This window comes from Streptomyces phaeofaciens (assembly GCF_014648915.1).
Taxonomy (GTDB): domain Bacteria; phylum Actinomycetota; class Actinomycetes; order Streptomycetales; family Streptomycetaceae; genus Streptomyces; species Streptomyces phaeofaciens.
This window is the reverse complement of record NZ_BMSA01000012.1, coordinates 86,998-105,453: the sequence shown is the minus strand read 5'-3', so window position 1 is coordinate 105,453 and position 18,456 is coordinate 86,998. Positions and strand designations below refer to the sequence as shown.

Genomic DNA, 18,456 nt, shown 5'->3' with positions numbered 1-18,456 from the left:
TTGTCATGCGAACCGATTCTTCTCCCGGCACCCTGCCGGCGCGGGAGCACCTCCCGGCCGCCACAGCCGGTACGCCTGTACTGGACGTAGTGATCCCCGTCTACAACGAGGAGAAGGACCTCCAGCCGTGTGTGCGGAGACTGCACGACCATCTGGCGCGTACGTTCCCGTACCCGTTCCGCATCACCATCGCGGACAACGCGTCGACGGACACCACTCCCCTGGTGGCACAGCGGCTGGAGGCGCGGATCCCGGAGGTGAAGTCCTTCCGGCTCGAGCAGAAGGGCCGCGGCCGTGCGCTGCGCACCGTCTGGTCGGCCTCGGACGCCCCGATCCTCGCGTACATGGACGTGGACCTGTCCACCGACCTCAACGCACTGCTGCCGCTGGTGGCGCCGCTGATCTCCGGCCACTCCGACCTGGCGATCGGCTCCCGGCTGGCCCGCAGCTCCCGCGTGGTGCGCGGGCCGAAGCGGGAGTTCATCAGCCGGGCCTACAACCTTATCCTGCGCGGCTCGCTCCAGGCCCGCTTCTCGGACGCGCAGTGCGGGTTCAAGGCGATCCGGCGTGACGTCGCACAGCTCCTGCTCCCCCTGGTGGAAGACACCGGCTGGTTCTTCGACACTGAGATGCTGGTGCTCGCCGAGCGGGCCGGTCTCCGTATCCACGAGGTGCCGGTCGACTGGGTCGACGACCCGAACTCCACGGTGCACATCGTGAAGACGGCGACCGACGACCTGAAGGGGGTTTGGCGCGTAGGGAAGGCGCTGGCCACCGGTTCGCTGTCGCTGGACCGGCTGACCAGGCCGTTCGGCGACGACCCCCGCGACCGCGACATCATGGACGTACCCAAGGGCCTGGCCCGCCAGCTCGTCGGCTTCTGTGTGGTCGGTGGTCTCTCCACCCTCTTCTACCTGCTGCTCTACAGCGGCTTCCGCCAGTTCAGCGGCTCGCAGTTCGCGAACGCGCTCGCGCTGCTGGTCTCGGCGGTCGCCAACACCGCCGCCAACCGGAGGCTGACCTTCGGGGTGCGCGGCCGGGGCGGGGCCGTCAAGCACCAGGCGCAGGGCCTGGTCGTCTTCGGTATCGGACTCGCGCTGACCAGCGGTTCGCTCGTCGCGCTGAACGCGGCGAACTCCGCCCCCGCGCACTCGACCGAACTCGCCGTACTGGTCGCGGCCAACCTCGCGGCGACCGTCCTGCGCTTCCTGCTCTTCCGCGTGTGGGTGTTCGCGGACCGCCGGGAGGCCGAGGAGCCGCAGGCCGGCGTGGTCGCCCCCCGCACCCCCGCCGCACCGGCCCACGCGCCGCTGCCGCACCGCTCGGGCCCGACCGCCCACGACACCGCGACGAGCCACGCCACGGCCACGGGCCAGGACAGGGCCACCGGCCACGCCACGGCCGTCGGCCACGACAAGACCATCCCCGGCCACACCACGGCCGTCGGCCACGACAGGGCCACGGGCCGCACCACGCCCAGGAGCCACGGCGGCACGACGAGCTTCGACGGCCCGACGGGTTACGACGGCAGGACGAGCCACGACAGCCGGACCGGCCACGACGGCCCGACGGGTTACGACGGCAGGACGAGCCACGACAGCCGGACCGGCCACGACAGCCCGACCGGCCACGACAGCCCGACGAGCTTCGATTCGACGACGAGCTTCGACACGACGACCCAGTTCCGCGCCGGCGAAGCCGCGGACGGCACCTGGAGGGACGCCACCATGCGCTTGCAGCCGGTGCGCCCCCACGACACCGACCCGGGGGACGCCCGATGACCACCCACCTCGACCAGACGACGACCTGGCCACCGACGGACACCACCGCGGAACCGGCGGTCCCGGCTCCCGAGTCGGGTGAGCCGAAGCAGCCCCTGTACCGCAGACTGTGGCGCGGCCGCCCCGAGGACCCCCGCTGGGCGCGCCCGGCCTTCCTCGGCCTGCTGGCCGCCACCCTCCTGCTCTACCTGTACAACCTGAGCGCCTCCGGCTACGCGAACTCCTTCTACTCCGCCGCCGTCCAGGCCGGCAGCCAGTCCTGGAAGGCCCTCTTCTTCGGCTCGCTGGACGCGGGCAACGCCATCACCGTCGACAAGCCCCCGGCCTCGCTGTGGCCGATGGCGCTGTCGGTCAGGCTCTTCGGCCTGAACTCCTGGGCGATCCTCGTCCCCGAGGTGCTGATGGGCGTCGGCACGGTCGCCGTCGTCCATGCCTCGGTGCGCCGCCGCTTCAGTGCCGCGGCCGGCCTGATCGCGGGCGCCGTGCTCGCGCTCACCCCCGTCGCCGCGCTGATGTTCCGGTTCAACAACCCGGACGCGATGCTGGCCCTGCTGATGGCCGTGGCCTGCTACATGGTGGCCCGCGCACTGGAGGACGGCCGGACGAAGTGGCTGGTGTGGGCCGGTGTCGCGATCGGCTTCGCGTTCCTCGCCAAGACGCTCCAGGCCTTCCTGATCCTGCCGCCGCTCGCGCTCGTCTACGCGGTCTGCGCTCCGGTGTCGGTGAAGAAGCGGTTCGGCCAGCTGGCCGTCGCCACGGGCGCGCTGATCGTGTCCGGCGGCTGGTGGGTCGCGATCGTCGAGCTGTGGCCCGCGTCCTCCCGCCCGTACATCGGCGGCTCGCAGAACAACTCCTTCCTGGAGCTGACCTTCGGCTACAACGGTCTCGGCCGTCTCAACGGCGAGGAGACCGGCAGTGTCGGCGGTGGCGGTGGCGGCGGCAACACCGGGCAGTGGGGCGAGACCGGCTGGGACCGGATGTTCAACTCCGAGATCGGCGGCCAGATCTCCTGGCTGCTGCCGGCCGCGCTGATCCTGCTGGTCGGCGGTCTGGTGGCGACCAGCAAGCTCAAGCGCACCTCGGCCACCCGCGGTCTGTTCCTCGTCTGGGGCGGCTCGCTGCTGATCACCATGGTCGTCTTCAGCTACATGGCGGGCATCTTCCACCAGTACTACACGGTGGCCCTCGCCCCCTACATGGCGGCCGTGATCGGCATGGGCGCCGGGATCCTGTGGGAGAAGCGGTCCGAACTGTGGGCGTCGATCACCCTCGCGGCCTCGGTCGTGGCGGCGGCGGCCTGGTCGTACGTCCTGCTCAACCGCACCTCGGACTACCTGCCCTGGCTGAAGTGGCTGGTGCTGATCGGCGGCCTGGTCGCCGCGCTCGGCCTGGTCTTCGCCGGCCGGATCAACCGTCAGCTCGCCCTCGCGGCGGCCTCGCTCGGTCTGGTGGCCTCGCTGGCCGGCCCGACCGCGTACACGATCAGCACCCTCCAGGAGGGCCACACCGGTTCCATCGTGACGGCGGGCCCGGCAGGCTCGTCCATGATGGGCGGCGGCGGTCCGGGCGGTGGCGGTGGCCGGGGCGGCTTCGGCGGCAACGGCGGCGGCCCCGGCGGCCAGCAGCAGAACGGCGGCGGCAACACCCAGGGCCAGAACCAGCAGGGCCAGAACCAGCAGGGCAACGGCTTCCCCGGCGGCGGTCAGATGGGCGGCGGGGGCATGCCGGGCCAGAACGGCAACGGCTCCACCCAGGGCCAGGGTCAGGGCCAGGGCCAGGGCCAGGGTCAGCAGGCCGGGCCCGGCGGTCAGACGGGCGAAGGCGGCGGCATGGGCGGCGGCGGTGGCGTCGGCGGCCTGCTGAACGGCGCGAGCGTCACCGACGAGGCCAAGAAGCTGCTGGAGGCCGACGCCGACGACTACACCTGGGCGGCGGCCGCGATCGGCGCCCAGAACGCGGCGAGCTACCAGCTGGCCACCGGTGAGGCCGTGATGGCGATCGGCGGCTTCAACGGCACCGACCCGTCCCCGACGCTGGCGCAGTTCAAGGAGTACGTGGCGGACGGCAGGATCCACTACTTCGTCTCCAGCGGCAGCGGCGGCGGTATGGGCGGCAGCAGCGACGGCACGTCCTCGCAGATCAGCACCTGGGTGCAGGCCAACTTCAAGGAGGTGACGGTGGGTTCGGCCACCTTCTACGACCTCACCCAGAAGTCGAGCGGCTGACGTACGGCTGAGTGGGAAGGGCGGTGGCTCACCCGAGCCACCGCCCTTCTTCGTGCGCCCGAGCACCCGTCCTCCCGTGCCCGACAACTCTGTTGTACGCCGTACAGGAATCCTTCTACGGTGTACAGCATGACGACGACGTCCACGACCCCGTCCCCCCGGGCCGGCCGACCCCGGGCCGGCGATCCGCGGGGCGGCCATTCCCAGCGCTGGCTGATCCTCGGCGTGATCTGCCTGGCCCAGCTCACCGTCCTGCTCGACAACACGATCCTGAACGTCGCGATCCCCTCCCTCACCGAGGAACTGGACGCGACCACCTCCGACATCCAGTGGATGATCAACGCGTACTCGCTCGTGCAGTCCGGCCTGCTGCTCACCGCGGGCAGCGCCGCCGACCGCTACGGCCGGAAGAAGATGCTGGTCACCGGCCTGGCGCTGTTCGGCACCGGTTCGCTCGTGGCCGGACTCGCGGACACCAGCGGCGAGCTGATCGCCGCCCGGGCCGGCATGGGCGTCGGCGGCGCGCTGCTGCTCACCACCACCCTCGCCGTCGTGATGCAGATCTTCACGTCCGAGGAGCAGCCGAAGGCGATCGGCATCTGGGCCGCGGTGAACGCGCTCGGCTTCGCCACCGGCCCGCTGATCGGCGGTTTCATGCTGAACCACTTCTGGTGGGGCGCGATCTTCCTGATCAACCTGCCGGTCGTGGCGCTGGCCCTGGGCGCGGTGATCGCGCTGGTGCCGGAGTCGAAGAACCCGCGGGGCGACCGGCCCGACCTGCTCGGCGCGCTCCTGTCCACCATCGGCATGGCGTCACTCGTCCTCGCGATCATCTCCGGCCCGGCGCACGGCTGGACGTCGGCGCGGGTGCTGGTGAGCGCGGCGGTCGCGGCCGTCGTCCTGACGGTGTTCGCCTGGTGGGAGAGCAGGATCCCCCACCCCATGCTCGACCTGGCGTTCTTCCGTGACCGCCGGTTCGCGGGTGCGGTCGGCGGGGCGGTACTGATCACCTTCGGGATGGGCGGCGCGCTCTTCCTGCTCACCCAGCACCTGCAGTTCGTCCTCGGATACGGCCCCCTGGAGGCGGGTCTGCGGACCGCGCCGCTGGCGCTGACGGTCGTCGCGCTCAACTTCTCCGGGGTGGCGCCGAAACTGACCGCGAAGCTGGGCACGCCGGTCGCCGTCATGGCGAGCATGGTGGTGATGGCCGCCGGCCTGGTGTCCATCGCGACCACCGGCGACGGGTACACCGGCACCGCGATCGGGCTGGTGCTCATCGGCGTGGGATGCGCGGTCGCCAACCCGGCGATGGCCCACGCGATCATGAGCGCGATACCGCCGGCGAAGGCCGGGGTCGGCGCGGGGATCAACGGGACGCTGGCGGAGTTCGGGAACGGGCTCGGGGTGGCCGTGCTGGGCGCGGTGCTCAGCTCCTCCGTCGCCTCGGGGAAGTCACTGTCGGCCGGGCTCGGCGCCGGGCAGCTGGTGGGGGCCGTGGCGGTGCTGGCCGGAGGACTGGTGGCAGCGGGTCTGCTGCGCAGGGCCGAGCGGCAGAAGGAGCCACCGGCTCCGGCCACCTGAGAGCGGTCGCCGCCGGCACTCGCCCCGCCTGGCGACCTGCCGGCCTGCCGCCGTGCGCCGGGCCGCCTGGCCGCCGCCCGGCCGGCTGTCTGCCCGATCGCCGCGGGTTCGGTTGTCGCCTGGCCGGCTGTCTGTCCGATCGCCGTGGGTTCGGTTGTCGCCTGGCCGGCTGTCTGTCCGATCGCCGTGGGTTCGGTTGTCGCCTGGCCGGCTGTCTGTCCGATCGCCGTGGGTTCGGCTGCCGCCTGGCCGGCTGTCTGCCCGATCGCCGCGGGTTCGGCTGTCGCCTGGCCGATCGCCGTGCCTCCGGCTGCCGCCTGCCCGACGGCACGCCCTGGCCGCACCCCTGACCGCCCGCCCGCCTGCCTGGGCGCCCGCCCGCCCTGCCGCCCCCGGGCGCCCGCCCTGGCTGCACGCCCGCCCCCCGGCCGCCCCCCCACCCCGAGGCCCCCCACCCCGAAGCCCCGCTCGCCCCCCAGGCCCGAATTGGCTGCCCGCGCCGCTCCCTCCGGCACCTCGGGGCGGCGGCCGCCTAGCATCTTTCCCAGTTACCGGAACGCAGGAAGGTGCTGGCCATGGCCGAGACCGCCAAGGAAGCCGCGCAGCGCAGTGTCTGGCTGGAGGACGGCAAGGCGCGGCGGCGTGGCCGGGGCGGTGGCGGTCAGCCTTCCGGGCTCGACCGGGAACGGATCACCGAGGCGACCGTACGACTGCTGGACGCCGAGGGGCTCGCGAAGTTCTCCATGCGCCGCCTCGCGGCCGAGCTGAACGTGACGGCGATGTCCGTGTACTGGTACGTCGACACCAAGGACGACCTCCTCGAACTCGCCCTTGACGCCGCCTTCGGCGAACTGGAGCCCCCCGATCCGGCGGCCGCGGACGAGGACTGGCGGACCCAGCTGCGCGCGCTGGCCACGCTGTACCGGACCCTTCTGGTCCGCCACCCCTGGCTGTCGCCGCTCGCCGGCCGCTACCTCAACATCGGCCCGAACTCGCTGCGTTTCTCCCGCGCGGTCCAGCAGGTCGTGCTGCGCACCGGTCTGCCCGCGCACGGCATCACCGGTGCCATCTCGGCCGTCTTCCAGTTCGTGTACGGCTACGGCACGATCGAGGGCCACTTCTTCAGCCGGGTCGCGGACACCGGGCTGACCCCCGACGAGTACTTCCGGCAGGCGCTGACCGCGACCGCCGAGGCCCCGCAGACCGCCGAGATCATCGAACAGTCCAAGAGCCTGATGGCGGCCCGCGGCGGCGACACGGTCGCCGAGATGATGAACCGCGACTTCACCTTCGCCCTGGACCTGCTGATCGCGGGCATCGAGGCGATGGTGGAGCGCGGCTGACTACTCCTCGGGGGCGAGCCGCGCCGGAAAGCCCCCCGTCGCCACCGGTCCCCAGCGTTCCGGGGTGATGCGGATGATCGACTTGCCCTGCTTGACCATGGCGGCCCGGTACTCGTCCCAGTCGGGGTGTTCGCCGGCGATGTTGCGGAAGTACTCGACGAGCGGCTCCACGGAGTCGGGGGAGTCGATCACCTCGGCCGTGCCGTCGATCTGCACCCAGGGGCCGTTCCAGTCGTCGCTCAGCACGAGGACGCTGACCCGCTCGTCGCGCTTGGCGTTGCGGGTCTTGGCCCGCTCCGGGTAGGTCGAGACGACGATCCGCCCCGAGTCGTCGACCCCGCAGGTCAGCGGCGACCCCTGGGGCCCTCCGTCGGCCCGCCGGGTCAGCAGGATCGCGTGGTGCCGGGGGCGTACGAAGTCCAGCAACTCGTCCAGGGTGACGGCGGTGTTGGTCGCGATGTTCGGTGCCATGCAGGTCAGCCTAGGGCGACACGGACCCCGACCGCGTGACCCCGGTGGTCCTACGCCCGGGGCAGCGTGTCCCCCTGCACCGCCTGGATGTCCAGCTCGACCCTCAGGGTCGTACCGATGGCGGCGATGCCGGCCTGGACGACCTGGTTGTAGTTCATGGCGAAGTCCTCGCGGTGGAGTTCCGCGGTGGCGCGGAACGCGGCCCGGGTGCCGCCCCAGGGGTCGGCGCCGACGCCGAGGTGGGCGAGGTCCAGGTCGACCGGGCGGACGACCCCGCGCAACGTGAGATCGCCGTGCACGGTCCACCGGTCCGGGCCCGCCACCGTCAGGCCGGTCGAGCGGTAGGTGATCTCCGGGTGGGTCTCGGCGTCCAGGAAGTCCGCCGAGCGCAGATGGGTGTCGCGCATGCCGTTGCCGGTGTCGATGGACGCGGCCCGGATGACCGCCTCCACCCGGGACCTGGTGACCTCGTCCGGGGCGATCTCGATGCTCGCGGAGAACTCCGTGAACCGGCCGCGCACACTGGAGATGCCCAGGTGCTGCGCCACGGCGGCGACCGTGGAGTGCGCCGGGTCGACCGTCCACGGTCCGGGCGGCGGCAGCTCGGTGCCGCCCTGCCGGGCGAGGGTGACCGCCCCGACCTCGGCGCGTCGGCTCGCCGTCACGATCGCGCTGGAGGCCACGGGCGCGTACCCGACGGCGGTGACGATCACCGTGTACGCCCCGGGCGCCAGCTCGGTCGCGTCCCGTACGGCGCCCTCGGCGTCCGCCTCGGCGCGCAGCATCTGCGTGCCCGTCATGTCCGTCACCGTGACGACCGCGTGCGACACGGCCCATCCGTCCTTGGTGCGGATCCTCGCGGTCAGTGCCATCTCAGGTGTCTCCTCGTGAGAAACCGGGCGGGCGGCGGGGAGCACCCAGCACCCTGCCGCCCGCCCGGCGAACAACCGTCCTGCTCGCTACTCGCCCGGGTGGGCGAGTGCGATGTCGTGGCCGTCGGCGTCGGCCCCGGCGACCGTCAGCCCGGTGGCCACCGGCGGATAGCCGGTCGCGATCACCGTGTAGTCGCCGGTGTCGAGGTCGGCGAAGGCGTACGCCCCGTCCGGTCCCGTCGTCGCCGTGCGGAGCACGTTGCCCGCCGCGTCCACGAGCGTCACCCGCGCATCGGCCAGCGGACCGTGCGGCGCCCGTACGACGCCCCGGAGCCGGGCGCCCGCCTCGAGGACGACCTCCGCGCGGGTCACGCCCGTCGCGCCGATCTCCACGGGGAGCGCGCGCGGCCGGAACCCGGGCGCGTTCACCGCGACCGTCACGGCACCCGGCACCAGCTCCGCGAAGGTGAACTCGCCCTGCTCGCCGGTGGTTCCGGTGGCCAGCAGATCGCCGCGCACATCGGTGACGACCACCATCGCGTCCTTGACGCCCGCGTTCGACCCGGCGGCCCGGACGACCCCGTTCAGGCCGCTGGTCCCGCTGAGCAGGACGTCGTACGCGACCGGCTCGCCGTTGACGACGATCGTGGACGCCTGCGGCTGGAACCCGTCGGCGGAGGCGATCAGGACGTACGAGCCCGTGCCCGGCGCGTCCAGCGCGTAGGCGCCGTCGGCCTGGGCGACCGACCGGCCCAGCTGGCGTCCCTCGAGGGAGATCAGGGTGACGGCGGCCTGCGGGACGGGGACGTTCTCGGCGCCGCGGACATGGCCGTGGACCGGGATGCCGGACCCCGCACCCTCGCCGTCGCCGGTCGCACCGGTGGCCACGGCCGCGAACCGCTGTGTGCCCTCGGGACCGTCCTCGGGACCGGCCTCGCCGGTGGCGGGGACGGCGGCCCAGCTCGGGACCCTCTCCCCGGCGGAAGCGGACCCGTCGGACACCGCGGACGCCTCGGGCGCCTCGGCGGGAGCCGACGCCCCGGCGGAAGCCTTCGTCTCCTCCCCGGCCGCCTGCGCCATCGCGCCCGCCGTCCGCAGCGGGACCTCCTTGATGAACAGGGTGATCAGGAAGGCGACCGCCGCGAGGCACGCGGCGATCAGGAACACGTCCGCGATGCCGTGGCCGTACGCGCTCTCCATCACCGTGCGCAGCGGCGCGGGCAGCGAGTCCATGTCCGGGATCGAGCTGGAGCTGGAGCCGGAGGCGAGGGCGGCGTACTTGGGGCCGAGGGCGGCGATGCCGTCCGTGGCGTAGTCGGTGATCTTGTTGGCCATCACGGCGCCGAGGACCGAGACGCCCATCGCACCGCCGAGGGACCGGAAGAAGGTGACCGTGGAGGACGCGGAGCCGAGGTCCTTGGGCTCGACCTGGTTCTGTGTGCACAGCACCAGGTTCTGCATCATCATGCCGATGCCGAGGCCCAGCAGGGCCATGAAGATCGCGGTCTTCCAGTAGTCCGTGTCGTAGCGGATGGTGCCGAGCAGGCCGAGGCCCGCCGTGATGAGCACGCCGCCGCTGACCAGCCAGGCCTTCCAGCGGCCGGTGCGGGTGATGAACTGCCCGGAGACGGTGGAGGAGACGAACAGACCGCCGATCATCGGGATGGTCAGCACGCCGGACATGGTCGGGGACTCGTCGCGGGCCAGCTGGAAGTACTGGGCGAAGAACACCGTGCCGGAGAACATCGCCGTACCGACGAACATCGAGGCGATGGACGACAGGGTGATGGTCCGGTTGCGGAACAGCCGCAGCGGAATGAGGGGTTCGGAGGCCTTCGACTCGACGAGTACGAAGAGCAGGGCGAGCGCGATCGAGCCGCCGACCATGGCGTACGTCTGCCAGGACACCCAGTCGTACTTGTCACCGGCGAAGGTGACCCAGATCAGCAGCAGCGAGACCGCCGCGGCGACGAAGAACGCGCCGGCCCAGTCGACCTTCACGTCCCGCTTCACGACGGGCAGGTGCAGGGTCTTCTGGAGCACGATCAGGGCGATCACGGCGAAGGGCACGCCGACGTAGAAGCACCAGCGCCAGCCGAGCCACGAGGTGTCGGTGATGACACCGCCGAGCAGCGGGCCGCCGACGGTGGCGACGGCGAAGGTCGCGCCGAGGTAGCCGGAGTAACGGCCGCGCTCGCGCGGGGAGATCATCGCGGCCATCACGATCTGCGCGAGGGCGGACAGACCGCCGACGCCGATGCCCTGCACCACGCGGAAGGTGATCAGCATCCCGGCGTTCTGCGACAGACCGGCCGCGGCCGAACCCAGGACGTAGATGACGAGCGCTATCTGGACGAGCGCCTTCTTGCTGTAGAGGTCCGCGAGCTTGCCCCACAGGGGCGTCGACGCGGTCATCGACAGCAGGGCGGCGGTGACGACCCAGGTGTAGGCGGACTGGCCGCCACCGAGGTCGCCGATGATCTCCGGGAGGGCGTTCGAGACGATCGTGGACGACAGGATCGCCACGAACATGCCGAGCAGCAGCCCGGAGAGCGCCTCCATGATCTGCCGGTGTGTCATCGGAGCGTGTTCGGCGGGGGCGTGCTTGCCGGCCCCTCCGCCGTGCTTCGCGTGAGCCCGCACACCGGCTGGTGTGGTCGTTGCCATGGGCTTCCTTTTCTTATCGTGCTTGTGCGGGTGTACGGGTGGTCTCTGTGGTCTCTGTGGTCCCTGCGGTCTCCGTGGAGACGGTGGGAGTGGTGGGCGGTGGCCGGTGCGGGGCGGTCCGGCAGTCGCCGAAGCTGGCCCGCAGCCGGGTCATCAGCCGGATGAGCTGGCCGACCTCGTCGTCGCTCCAGTCGCTCAGCCGTTCCGCCAGCAGCTCGGTGGTGCGGCGGGAGAGTTCGGCGAGCATCGCGTGGCCCTCGGGGGTGAGGCGCAGGATGCGGGAGCGCTTGTCCGCCGGGTCGGGGGAGCGTTCGAGCCAGCCCCGCTCGGCGAGGTGCGCGGCGTGCCGGCTGGTCACGGACATGTCGACGGCGAGCAGCTCGGAGAGGTTGCTCATGCGCATGTCGCCGTGGCGCCCGAGCAGCGTCAGCACGCCGGCCGAACCGGCGGAACAGTCCGGCGGCAGAATCCGCCCGAGGTCCCGCTTCACCGCTCCGACGGCACTGAGCTGACGAACCAGCTCCTCGTACTGCGCCTGCCGTGCCATCCCACCTCCCAATTCGTTGCTTAGGGCAACCATAGAAGAGGTTGGTTGCCGCAGGCAAATAAAATGGGGGAGGTCGGCCGCAAAAAGTTGGCAAAGGCAAGTATTGCGAGGGTAAATGTGCAGGTGGGGGTGGTCGGCGGGTACGCCGGTGGACATATCGGCGGCCGCGCCGGCGGGCGGTTCCGGGTGAGGCGCATGAGCACCTGGTGGAGGCCCTGGCCGAGGGTTCCGCCCGAGGTTGCGACAGGGCGTTCCGGCAGGGCGTTCCGGCCCGGCGTTCCAGGACCCCCGCTTGGGTCGCCCCGCGCGTTTTCGCTAGTGTCTCGGCCCATGGCTAACACCCAGGGCCCCCAGGGCAACCACGACCCCGCAGGCAGCACCCAGATGTTCCGCGCCTTCGTCGACGAGGGCGCCCCCCAGGCGGCCCGTCAGGCTCCCGCGCCGGCCGGTCCCCGTATCGGTCTGATCGTGGGCGTCGTCGCCGCGGTGGTGATCGTCGCCGCGGTCGCCTGGCTCGCGCTCTCGTAAATACGCGGCAGTACGCGGTCCCCGGTCGCGCGGTCCCCGATCCCTGCCGCGGCCGGCTCACTCCCACCGCACGGACACGTCCCGCGTCTCGATGTGCATCCCCAGCGGGACCCGCCAGGAGTCGACGCACACCGTCCACGTCTGTCTCTTCCGTGCCCCGGGAGCGATCGGCGTGGGCAGGGGCTCGGTCGATCCCAGCGTGGCCCAGTCGATGCCGAGCGCGTCGACGACGTGCGTCCCGAAGCTGACCGTGCCCGAACGCACCGCCGTACCGCCGGAGTTGTGGAAGGCGAGCGTCACGTCCTCGCACCAGCGCCGGTCGCTGGGGGCGCGCAGCGGTGTGCCGGTGGTCAGGGCCGCCGGGGCGGGCGGGTCCGGTCGGGCCGACGTCGGGCTCGGAGCGGGAGCCGGCACCGAGGGCGCGGGAGTGTGCGTGGGCGCCGAAGCCGGGGTCGTACGGCCGGAGGCGGTGGCTCCCGCCGGGGACGCGGTCTCCGCCGAGGGGTCGGCCTGCGTCGAGGACGTGCCGCCCGCGCTCGGACCGCCCTCCTCCCGGGGGGAGTTCGCCGACGGCCCGTCCAGCGGTATCAGCCGCACCTCTCCCGTGGGGCCCGGACCGGGTCGCGTACCTGCTCCCGGTGTTCCGTCGCCCGCCGGGCCGACCGCCACGAAGTCGCCGCCGTGGCCGCCTCCCCCGCAGCCGCCCAGCACGATCCCCGTGCAGACGACGGCGGCCGCCGACGCGCCCCACAGGGCACCTCGGCGGCCACGGGTCCGTGTCCGGGTCGGGCGTTCCGGAGGCTTCGGCATCGCGCCAGTGTCACTGACGGATCGTCAAGAAGGAAGCCTCCGACCCCGATCGGGTCAGTCCGAGATCAGTCCGTCCCGCAGCTGGGCCAGGGTCCGGGTGAGCAGCCGGGAGACGTGCATCTGGGAGATGCCGACCTCCTCGCCGATCTGCGACTGGGTCATGTTGGCGAAGAAGCGGAGCATGATGATGCGCCGCTCGCGGGGCGGGAGCTTGGCGAGGAGCGGCTTGAGCGACTCGCGGTACTCCACCCCCTCCAGTGCCGTGTCCTCGTACCCGAGGCGGTCGGCCAGGGAGCCCTCGCCGCCGTCGTCCTCGGGGGCGGGGGAGTCGAGGGAGGACGCCGTGTAGGCGTTGCCCGACCGCGAGGCCGTCGACCACGTCCTCCTCGGACACGCCCAGGACCGCGGCCAGTTCGGCCACCGTCGGGGAGCGGTCCAGCTTCTGGGAGAGTTCGTCGCTGGCCTTGGTGAGGGCCAGGCGCAGTTCCTGGAGGCGGCGGGGGACGCGGACCGACCACGAGGTGTCGCGGAAGAACCGCTTGATCTCGCCGACCACCGTCGGCATCGCGAACGTCGGGAACTCCACGCCGCGTTCGCAGTCGAAACGGTCGATCGCCTTGATCAGGCCGATGGTGCCGACCTGGACGATGTCCTCCATCGGCTCGTTGCGCGAGCGGAAACGCGCGGCGGCGTAGCGCACGAGCGGGAGGTTCAGCTCGATGAGGGTGTCTCGGACGTAGACCCGCTCGGGGCTGTCCTCGGCGAGGGCGGCCAGTCGCAGGAACAGGGAGCGGGACAGGGTGCGGGTGTCGATGGCCCCCGTGGTCGGAAGGGCCGGAGCCGGCGAGGCCTCGATGGCCGTGACGTTGTCGAGCACGTCGGGCTCGGCGGGCGCGGACTCGCTCTTCGTGAGCGTGAGCACCTTCGAGCTGCCCTGGTCTGCGGACATGCCACCCCCTTTGGGTCGCGGGACGGTCGCGGCGGACGATCCCGGGAGGAACGTCAGCCTTCACCTGAATACCGGAGCCGAAGCTCTGGCAAACGCGCTTCCGGCAGAATGTCACATGTCGGCAACACGCTGTAGTGACATGTCGACATGACAGTAACGAATCGGCCCTGGAAAGAGGGGGTGTGACGGCTTTTCAGCTCAGATCTGTCGGGAAGTGCACGGCTGGGCGATTCGCTCTCACCGGTGACTTCTCGCTCGCGCTTGCGATCCCCCATCGGGTGACGTGACCAGAGCCGTGCGCCCTGTCCGTGCGCCCCGTCCGTGCGCCGGTGCCTACGCCTGTGCCTCGGCCTGAAGCGGTGAATCGGCCCGAAGCGGTGAACCGGCCCGGTTCGCGGCCGGCCTCGCCCGCCGGGCGCCCCGGCCCGCCGCCCCGGACCTGTCCCCCTCCGGGCCTGCGGACGGCCGAGTCGCGCCCTCTAGGCCTCGATCCGGTTCGCCGAGCGGAGCCGTTGGAAGCTGCGCGCGAGGAGCCGGGAGACGTGCATCTGGGAGACGCCGAGTTCCGCGCTGATCTGGGACTGGGTGAGATTGCTGTAGTAACGCAGCAGGAGGATGCGCTGTTCGCGCTCGGGCAGTTGGACCAGGAGGTGGCGGACCAGGTCGCGGTGCTCCACGCCGTCCAGCGCCGGGTCCTCGTAGCCGAGGCGGTCCAGCAGGCCCGGCAGCCCGTCGCCCTCCTGGGCGGCCTCCAGGGACGTGGCGTGGTACGAGCGGCCCGCCTCGATGCAGGACAGCACCTCGTCCTCGGTGATCCGCAGCCGCTCGGCGATCTCGGCGGTGGTCGGGGTGCGGCCGAAGGCCGTCGTCAGGTCCTCGGTGGCGCCGTTGACCTGGACCCACAGCTCGTGCAGCCGGCGCGGTACGTGGACCGTGCGGACGTTGTCGCGGAAGTACCGCTTGATCTCGCCGACGACCGTCGGCATCGCGAAGGTCGGGAACTGCACGCCCCGGTCCGGGTCGAAGCGGTCGATGGCGTTGATCAGCCCGATGGTGCCGACCTGGACGACGTCCTCCATCGGCTCGTTGCGGGAACGGAAGCGGGCGGCCGCGTAGCGCACGAGCGGGAGGTTGGCCTCGATCAGCGCCCCGCGCACCCGGTTGTGCTCCGGCGTGCCCGGCTGGAGCTCCTTGAGTTCGCCGAAGAGCACCTGGGTCAGCGCCCGGGTGTCGGCTCCGCGGCGCCGCTCCGGGGCGGGCGCGGGGGCAGGGGTGAGGGCGGGGGTGAGGGCCGGGGCGGGTGCCGGGGCGGGTGCCTCTTCCTGAGGCGGCGCAGTACTGGCCGACACGGTCAACGCCACCTCTTCATCGGTCAATCATCCGTCAAAAGCGGTCATAGCATCACAAGACATGTGCACTGTGTGCAAGCACCCCATAACACCGTGTTGGGGGACAAGTTGGGCCGTCCGCCATGCGAAAGCCCCCCGTCCTGGCGGCGGGGGGCTTCGAAGTTCTAGGGGCGGCGCGGATCAGAACTCGTAGTCCGCGACCACCCAGGTGGCGAACTCCCGCCACAGCGCGACGCCGGCCTGGTGGGCCGGGTGCTCGAGGTACCGCTTCAGGGCGTCCGGATCCTCGACCGCGGAGTTGATCGCGAAGTCGTAGGCGATGGGGCGCTCGCTGATGTTCCAGCCCAGCTCCCAGAAGCGCAGCTCCTCGATCTGCTCGCCGAGTGCCCGGAAGGCCGCTTCGCCCTCCACGACCCGGGGGTCGTCGCGCTCGACGCCCTCGTTGAGCTTGAAGAGGACCAGGTGGCGGATCATGGAAACTCCCGTACGTCCTACTGCGCCCCGTCGACGAGCCACGTGAAGAAGTCGCCGATGGCCTTGGCTGCGTCCGATATGCCCTGGAAGCCTATCTGGACGTAGTCGGCCGCCTTGGCGGGGTCCGTGATGATCACGTAGAGCACGAAGACCACGAGTACGTAGACGGCGATCTTCTTGGCGTTCACCGCCACCTGGCCTCCCCTGTATGTGCCCGCTAGGGCCCCCTGTTGCCGGGCGAGAGTGTAACTGTCACATCATCGGAAAACGATGAAGAACTCGCGCACGCCGAAGGGCCCGGTCCAATGGACCGGGCCCTTCCGAGAGCGGTAGCGGAGGGATTTGAACCCTCGGTGACTTGCGCCACACTCGCTTTCGAGGCGAGCTCCTTCGGCCGCTCGGACACGCTACCGAGGGAGACCTTACAGCACGGGAGCCCCTGCTTTGAAATCGGAATTCAGCGTGAGCGGAAGAACTCGGTGAGCAGTTCCGCGCACTCCTCGGCGAGCACGCCGCCGACGACCTCCGGCCGGTGGTTGAGGCGCCGGTCGCGGACGACGTCCCAGAGGGAGCCGGCCGCGCCCGCCTTCTCGTCGCGGGCGCCGTAGACGACCCGGTCGACCCGGGACTGGACGACCGCGCCCGCGCACATCGTGCACGGTTCGAGCGTCACGACGAGCGTGCAGCCGGTCAGCCGCCACTCTCCGAGCCGCTCGGCGGCCCGCCTGACGGCGAGCACCTCGGCGTGGGCCGTCGGATCACCGCCGGCCTCGCGCTCGTTGTGGCCGGCCGCGAGGACGGTCGTGCCGTCCGCGGCCAGCACGACGGCGCCGACGGGAACGTCCCCGCCCCGGACGGCCAGCCGGGCCTCGTCCAGGGCGAGCCGCATCGCGGACCGCCAGGGTTCGCGTACGGGGTCCGCCGGCGCCTCGGGTGCGGTCAGCGGACGGTCTCCAGGACATCCGCGGCGCCCAGGGCCTCGGCGATCTCGCCGAGCGCGTCGTCGGACATCGCCCTCAGCTCCTTCTCGCCGATACCGAGATCGTCGAGGATGCGGGCGTCGCCGACCGGGCCGTGCGGCACCGAGTCGGCCGAGACGGAACCGTCCGCGGACTCGTCGTCGCCCTCGCTCTCGTCCTCACCGTCCTCGGTGCCGTCGAGGTCGAGGGCGTCCAGGTCGTCTTCGTCACCCGGGTCCCTTCCGAGCAGTTCGTCGGTGAGCAGCAGCTCGCCGTACGAGCTGCGGCTGGCGGCGGCGGCGTCGGAGACGTAGACGCGCGGGTCCTCCTCACCGTCCACACGGACGATGCCGAACCACGACTCCTCCTGCTCGATGAAGACGAGGACCGTGTCCTCGTCGTCGCCGGTGGATTCCCGGGCCAGGTCGGCCAGATCCGACAGGGTCTCCACATCGTCGAGCTCTGTGTCGCTCGCTTCCCACCCGTCTTCGGTGCGCGCGAGCAGTGCGGCGAAGTACACCGTGACTCTCCCACTGGTCATAGGCGTGCCGGTTGGGGGTCCCCCCGGCGGAGGTTACGGGCGGAGAGAGAGCTGCGCTCCGGAGCCCCACCCACTCGGAATCGTGGCAGAAACAAGGCGTTCAGGGGACGTCTTCCGCTCCCTGTGTCCGGTGGTTTTGATCGCACGTCCGTGGTGACGTCCGCAGGCAACTCACCAGCGCACTCGTTGCGGCCACCTGCGGATCGTACGCGGCTTTGCCATGCACCCACGCACACCCACCCCGAGCGACACCCCTGACGGTGGCGATCTTCCCCGAACGCCCGAAGTGCCGTACGGGGGAGGCGGATCGTTCGGCTACCAGCGGAACGTGCGCATGCGCATCGCGTGGCGCAGCCGGGCGGTCTTGGCGCGGCGCGGCTGGACCCGGTCGCGCAGCGCGCGGGCCTCGGCGAGGTCGCGCAGGAAGCGGGCGCGGCGCCGGCGGCGCTCGGCGTCGGTCTCCTGCGGCTCGGCCGGCTCGGGCGTACCGCCGCCGCGGGAGTCAGGCAGGTCAGGCATAGGCTCACCACCCAGGTCCGTCCCCACCACTTTCCCCCTGATGGGGGGTTTGATGCCAGCAATCGGACCAACCCCGGGCCAGAGGCTCACCATGTGTGGGGGCGCCGGGCGGGTGCGGCCCGGTTACTGTTGTGGACATGCGTCTCCACGTCGTCGACCACCCTCTGGTCGCCCACAAGCTCACCACGCTGCGCGACCAGCGCACGGACTCCGCGACCTTCCGCCGGCTGGCCGACGAACTGGTCACCCTGCTCGCCTACGAGGCCACTCGCGACGTGCGTACGGAGCAGGTCGACATCACCACGCCGGTCGCCTCGACCACCGGCGTCAAGCTGTCGTACCCGCGTCCGCTGGTCGTGCCGATCCTGCGCGCCGGCCTCGGCATGCTGGACGGCATGGTCCGGCTGCTGCCGACCGCCGAGGTGGGCTTCCTCGGCATGATCCGCAACGAGGAGACGCTGGAGGCGTCCACGTACGCCACGCGGATGCCGGAGGACCTCTCCGGCCGCCAGGTGTACGTCCTGGACCCGATGCTGGCCACCGGCGGCACGCTGGTCGCCGCGATCCGCGAGCTGATCGGGCGCGGCGCGGACGACGTGACCGCGGTCGTGCTGCTCGCCGCTCCGGAGGGCGTGGAGATCATGGAGCGTGAGCTGGCGGGTTACCCGGTCACCGTGGTGACGGCGGCCGTCGACGACCACCTCAACGAGCACGGTTACATCATCCCGGGCCTGGGCGACGCGGGCGACCGACTGTACGGCGCGGCGGAGTAGGACTCCTCAGGACTGCGCAGGACTCCGCAGGCATCTTCGGGACTGCCGGGACTCCTTGAACGGCTTG

General features: G+C 71.5%; 17 protein-coding genes, 1 tRNA gene and 1 pseudogene. 6 read left to right on the top strand and 13 right to left on the bottom strand.

Features of this window, described 5'->3' with window-relative positions; translation table 11 throughout:
• Positions 1–5: 5 nt before the first annotated feature.
• The 4 genes from IE275_RS21040 to IE275_RS21025 all read left to right on the top strand — a co-directional run bounded on the left by IE275_RS21040 (position 6) and on the right by IE275_RS21025 (position 6,930).
• Positions 6–1,781, top strand: coding sequence for a bifunctional glycosyltransferase family 2/GtrA family protein (locus IE275_RS21040; RefSeq protein ID WP_189712883.1), 1,776 nt, complete (start codon positions 6–8; stop codon positions 1,779–1,781).
• Complete coding sequence (locus tag IE275_RS21035; protein WP_189712882.1) at positions 1,778–4,006, top strand: ArnT family glycosyltransferase; 2,229 nt, start codon at positions 1,778–1,780, stop codon at positions 4,004–4,006. The genes IE275_RS21040 and IE275_RS21035 overlap by 4 nt, the downstream gene beginning before the upstream one ends.
• A gap of 129 nt (positions 4,007–4,135) precedes the next feature.
• Positions 4,136–5,587, top strand: a complete 1,452-nt coding sequence (locus IE275_RS21030; RefSeq protein ID WP_189712881.1) for an MFS transporter — start codon at positions 4,136–4,138, stop codon at positions 5,585–5,587.
• Positions 5,588–6,162: 575 nt separating this feature from the next.
• A complete protein-coding gene (locus IE275_RS21025) occupies positions 6,163–6,930 on the top strand; it encodes a TetR/AcrR family transcriptional regulator (protein WP_189712880.1) in 768 nt (255 codons plus the stop codon).
• Here IE275_RS21025 and IE275_RS21020 read toward each other — a convergent pair whose 3' ends face one another.
• From IE275_RS21020 to IE275_RS21005, 4 genes are all read right to left on the bottom strand, one after another.
• Positions 6,931–7,401 carry a PPOX class F420-dependent oxidoreductase gene (locus IE275_RS21020; RefSeq protein ID WP_189712879.1) on the bottom strand — a complete coding sequence of 157 codons (471 nt, stop codon included), beginning with the start codon at positions 7,399–7,401 and terminating at the stop codon, positions 6,931–6,933. It abuts the gene before it with no gap.
• 50 nt (positions 7,402–7,451) lie between these two features.
• Positions 7,452–8,273, bottom strand: coding sequence for a YceI family protein (locus IE275_RS21015; protein WP_189712878.1), 822 nt, complete (start codon positions 8,271–8,273; stop codon positions 7,452–7,454).
• Between the two features lie 87 nt (positions 8,274–8,360).
• On the bottom strand, positions 8,361–10,853 hold the full coding sequence (locus tag IE275_RS21010; protein ID WP_460120260.1) for an MFS transporter: 2,493 nt from the start codon (positions 10,851–10,853) through the stop codon (positions 8,361–8,363).
• A gap of 100 nt (positions 10,854–10,953) precedes the next feature.
• Positions 10,954–11,487 carry a MarR family winged helix-turn-helix transcriptional regulator gene (locus IE275_RS21005; protein ID WP_189712876.1) on the bottom strand — a complete coding sequence of 178 codons (534 nt, stop codon included), beginning with the start codon at positions 11,485–11,487 and terminating at the stop codon, positions 10,954–10,956.
• Between the two features lie 330 nt (positions 11,488–11,817).
• Here IE275_RS21005 and IE275_RS21000 point away from each other — a divergent pair, with 330 nt between their 5' ends.
• On the top strand, positions 11,818–12,015 hold the full coding sequence (locus IE275_RS21000; RefSeq protein ID WP_189712875.1) for a hypothetical protein: 198 nt from the start codon (positions 11,818–11,820) through the stop codon (positions 12,013–12,015).
• 57 nt (positions 12,016–12,072) lie between these two features.
• Here IE275_RS21000 and IE275_RS20995 read toward each other — a convergent pair whose 3' ends face one another.
• From IE275_RS20995 to IE275_RS20955, 9 genes and pseudogenes are all read right to left on the bottom strand, one after another.
• Entirely contained in the window at positions 12,073–12,825 is a 753-nt protein-coding gene (locus IE275_RS20995) for a hypothetical protein (protein WP_189712874.1), read from the bottom strand.
• 54 nt (positions 12,826–12,879) lie between these two features.
• Positions 12,880–13,774 (bottom strand): annotated as a pseudogene (locus IE275_RS20990) (RNA polymerase sigma factor SigF).
• Positions 13,775–14,253: 479 nt separating this feature from the next.
• Positions 14,254–15,129, bottom strand: coding sequence for an RNA polymerase sigma factor SigF (locus IE275_RS20985; RefSeq protein ID WP_189713012.1), 876 nt, complete (start codon positions 15,127–15,129; stop codon positions 14,254–14,256).
• Between the two features lie 174 nt (positions 15,130–15,303).
• Positions 15,304–15,597 carry a Dabb family protein gene (locus tag IE275_RS20980; protein ID WP_189712873.1) on the bottom strand — a complete coding sequence of 98 codons (294 nt, stop codon included), beginning with the start codon at positions 15,595–15,597 and terminating at the stop codon, positions 15,304–15,306.
• A gap of 17 nt (positions 15,598–15,614) precedes the next feature.
• Entirely contained in the window at positions 15,615–15,791 is a 177-nt protein-coding gene (locus tag IE275_RS20975; RefSeq protein ID WP_189712872.1) for a hypothetical protein, read from the bottom strand.
• 133 nt (positions 15,792–15,924) lie between these two features.
• A tRNA-Ser gene (locus tag IE275_RS20970) sits at positions 15,925–16,009 on the bottom strand.
• A gap of 45 nt (positions 16,010–16,054) precedes the next feature.
• On the bottom strand, positions 16,055–16,486 hold the full coding sequence (gene tadA, locus IE275_RS20965; protein WP_189712871.1) for a tRNA adenosine(34) deaminase TadA: 432 nt from the start codon (positions 16,484–16,486) through the stop codon (positions 16,055–16,057).
• Positions 16,487–16,536: 50 nt separating this feature from the next.
• Positions 16,537–17,076, bottom strand: a complete 540-nt coding sequence (locus IE275_RS20960) for a tRNA adenosine deaminase-associated protein (protein WP_189713011.1) — start codon at positions 17,074–17,076, stop codon at positions 16,537–16,539.
• A 336-nt stretch (positions 17,077–17,412) separates the two neighbouring features.
• Positions 17,413–17,616, bottom strand: coding sequence for a hypothetical protein (locus tag IE275_RS20955; protein ID WP_189712870.1), 204 nt, complete (start codon positions 17,614–17,616; stop codon positions 17,413–17,415).
• 137 nt (positions 17,617–17,753) lie between these two features.
• Between IE275_RS20955 and upp the strand changes: the two genes are divergently transcribed.
• Positions 17,754–18,389 carry a uracil phosphoribosyltransferase gene (gene upp / locus IE275_RS20950; RefSeq protein WP_189712869.1) on the top strand — a complete coding sequence of 212 codons (636 nt, stop codon included), beginning with the start codon at positions 17,754–17,756 and terminating at the stop codon, positions 18,387–18,389.
• Positions 18,390–18,456: the final 67 nt, after the last annotated feature.

Coding starts and splice junctions, on each gene's coding strand:
- IE275_RS20995 (WP_189712874.1), bottom strand. CDS start 12,825: ATGCCGAAGCCTCCGGAACGCCCGACCCGGACACGGACCCGTGGCCGC.
- IE275_RS21035 (WP_189712882.1), top strand. CDS start 1,778: ATGACCACCCACCTCGACCAGACGACGACCTGGCCACCGACGGACACC.
- IE275_RS21030 (WP_189712881.1), top strand. CDS start 4,136: ATGACGACGACGTCCACGACCCCGTCCCCCCGGGCCGGCCGACCCCGG.
- IE275_RS21020 (WP_189712879.1), bottom strand. CDS start 7,401: ATGGCACCGAACATCGCGACCAACACCGCCGTCACCCTGGACGAGTTG.
- IE275_RS20980 (WP_189712873.1), bottom strand. CDS start 15,597: ATGATCCGCCACCTGGTCCTCTTCAAGCTCAACGAGGGCGTCGAGCGC.
- IE275_RS21005 (WP_189712876.1), bottom strand. CDS start 11,487: ATGGCACGGCAGGCGCAGTACGAGGAGCTGGTTCGTCAGCTCAGTGCC.
- IE275_RS21015 (WP_189712878.1), bottom strand. CDS start 8,273: ATGGCACTGACCGCGAGGATCCGCACCAAGGACGGATGGGCCGTGTCG.
- IE275_RS21040 (WP_189712883.1), top strand. CDS start 6: ATGCGAACCGATTCTTCTCCCGGCACCCTGCCGGCGCGGGAGCACCTC.
- IE275_RS20955 (WP_189712870.1), bottom strand. CDS start 17,616: ATGCCTGACCTGCCTGACTCCCGCGGCGGCGGTACGCCCGAGCCGGCC.
- upp (WP_189712869.1), top strand. CDS start 17,754: ATGCGTCTCCACGTCGTCGACCACCCTCTGGTCGCCCACAAGCTCACC.
- IE275_RS21010 (WP_460120260.1), bottom strand. CDS start 10,853: ATGACACACCGGCAGATCATGGAGGCGCTCTCCGGGCTGCTGCTCGGC.
- IE275_RS21000 (WP_189712875.1), top strand. CDS start 11,818: ATGGCTAACACCCAGGGCCCCCAGGGCAACCACGACCCCGCAGGCAGC.
- IE275_RS21025 (WP_189712880.1), top strand. CDS start 6,163: ATGGCCGAGACCGCCAAGGAAGCCGCGCAGCGCAGTGTCTGGCTGGAG.
- tadA (WP_189712871.1), bottom strand. CDS start 16,486: ATGCGGCTCGCCCTGGACGAGGCCCGGCTGGCCGTCCGGGGCGGGGAC.